Here is a 2,009-nt window from a genome sequence, read left to right as displayed (position 1 = left end):
TGAACGCCGGCCCCGGCAGCCACTCCGCCGCGGCCGCCATCGCGAGTTATGCCCGTCCGGTCGCCTCCGCGAGGCCGCACGATCACGCGGTCGCTCCGGCAGAGGCAGCGCAACCACGGAGCGACCGTGCTTCCCCCCGCCGGGGCCGATTCGGCCCCGGCGGGACCACCGCCGTCAGGAGCGGGCGACCGCCGAAAGCTGGTGACCGCCAAAAACGGCGGTCGCCGGGAGCGGGCGGGGGCGAGGAGAGGCCTGCCGTCAGGAGCGGGCGTTGGTCTCGGCGAGTTCGACGACGTTGGCGAGCAGCATCGCGCGGGTCATGGGGCCCACACCGCCCGGGTTGGGGGCCACCCAGCCCGCCACCTCGCGGACGTCGTCGGCGACGTCCCCGGCGAGCTTGCCGTCCACCCGGGAGACGCCGACGTCCAGGACGGCCGCGCCCGGCTTGACCATGTCGGCGGTGATGAGGCCGGGGACTCCGGCCGCCGCCACGATGATGTCCGCGTTACGGGTGTGCGCGGCCAGGTCGCGCGTGCCGGTGTGGCAGAGGGTGACGGTCGCGTTCTCGGTGCGGCGGGTCAGCAGCAGGCCGAGGGAGCGTCCGACGGTGATGCCGCGGCCGACGACCACGACCTCCGCGCCCGCGAGCGGCACGTCGAAGCGGCGCAGCAGCTCCACGATCCCCTTGGGCGTGCAGGGCAGGGAGCCCGGCTGCATGAGGGTGAGGCGGCCGAGGCTGATCGGGGCGAGGCCGTCGGCGTCCTTGGCCGGGTCGATCATCTCCAGCACGCGGAACTCGTCCAGGCCCTTGGGCAGCGGGAGCTGGACGATGTAGCCGGTGCAGGCGGGGTCCTCGTTCAGCTCCCGGACGGCCCGCTCCACCTCGTCCTGGGTGGCGGTCGCGGGCAGGTCGCGGCGGATCGACTCGATGCCGACCTCGGCGCAGTCGCGGTGCTTCATGTTGACGTAGGCGTGGCTGCCGGGGTCGTCCCCGACCAGGACGGTGCCGAGCCCGACGCCGATGCCCCGCTCCCTCAGCGCGGCCACGCGCCCGGTCAGGTCGGCGCGGATCTCCGCCGCCGTCGCCTTGCCGTCCAGGATGTTCGCGGTCATGGGTACCTCCGAGCGATCTCGCCGGAACCCGCGCAGGGGCGGCCCCGGTCTGCGAACCTCCGGGCACCCAGGCGCGCGGTGTCCGGTCCGTCTTCGCTCCCCGGTGGTCGAATCCACCTTGACTGCGCCAGTCGCGTCCCGCACATGCTACCGGGCGGTTCGTGGACGGCACCTACCGCTTTCCCGGCGCCGGCGGCCGGGGGCCTCCCCTGGCCTCCCAGGGGCCCGGGGCGCGGAGTGGTTTCTGGAAAACGGCTTCAAGTGGCCGTTTCGGGTGTCCGTTTCCACGCCTAACGTCTGGGGCATGAACGACGCCTGGTACGAACGCCCCGTCCTGACCGGCCGCTACGTGCGGCTGGAGCCGCTGTCGCAGGAGCACGCCGAGGGGTTCCTCGAAGCGGGCAAGGACGCCGAGGTGTGGCGGTGGCTCGGCTCCCGGCAGCCCGCCGACCTCGCCGGGATGCGGGCCTTCGTCGCGGACGCGCTGGCCGCCTACGAGCGGCGGGAGCGCGTGCCGTGGGCGCAGATCGACGCCGCGACCGGAGAGGTCGCGGGGACGACGTCCTACTACGAGATCGCCCCCGCGCACCGGAACCTGTACATCGGGCACACGTGGATCGGGGCGCGCTGGCAGCGGACGGGCGTGAACACCGAGTCCAAGCTGCTGCTCCTGGAGCGGGCGTTCGACGAGCTGGGCGCGGTGCGGGTCGGGTGGCACACCGACCGGCTGAACGAGCGGTCGCGGGCGGCGATCCAGCGGCTCGGCGCGTCCTTCGAGGGCTTCCACCGCAAGCACCGGCTCCGCCCGGACGGCACGTTCCGCGACACCGCGGTCTACGCCATGATCGACACCGAGTGGCCGGAGGCCGGGGCGGCGCTGCGCGCCCGGCTGCGCT

2 protein-coding genes and 1 riboswitch are annotated in these 2,009 nt (G+C 74.0%); of the genes, one reads left to right on the top strand and one right to left on the bottom strand.

Annotation, left to right across the window (positions count from 1 at the left end):
* Positions 1 to 258: 258 nt before the first annotated feature.
* Positions 259 to 1,113: a bifunctional methylenetetrahydrofolate dehydrogenase/methenyltetrahydrofolate cyclohydrolase gene (locus tag AB0J52_RS37995; RefSeq protein WP_500187842.1), complete on the bottom strand. Its 855-nt coding sequence runs from the start codon at positions 1,111 to 1,113 to the stop codon at positions 259 to 261.
* A gap of 58 nt (positions 1,114 to 1,171) precedes the next feature.
* A riboswitch (ZMP/ZTP riboswitch) is annotated at positions 1,172 to 1,258 on the bottom strand.
* A 159-nt stretch (positions 1,259 to 1,417) separates the two neighbouring features.
* Between AB0J52_RS37995 and AB0J52_RS37990 the strand changes: the two genes are divergently transcribed.
* Positions 1,418 to 2,009: GNAT family N-acetyltransferase (locus tag AB0J52_RS37990; RefSeq protein ID WP_500187840.1), on the top strand; the 592-nt coding region annotated here is incomplete at its 3' end.

This window comes from Spirillospora sp. NPDC049652, assembly GCF_040675125.1.
Classification (GTDB): Bacteria; Actinomycetota; Actinomycetes; order Streptosporangiales; family Streptosporangiaceae; genus Spirillospora.
This window is presented reverse-complemented; position numbering and strand designations above follow the sequence as displayed.

What these genes read in the sequence shown, in the direction of transcription:
- AB0J52_RS37995 (WP_500187842.1), bottom strand. Translation starts at nt 1,113, where the DNA reads ATGACCGCGAACATCCTGGACGGCAAGGCGACGGCGGCGGAGATCCGC.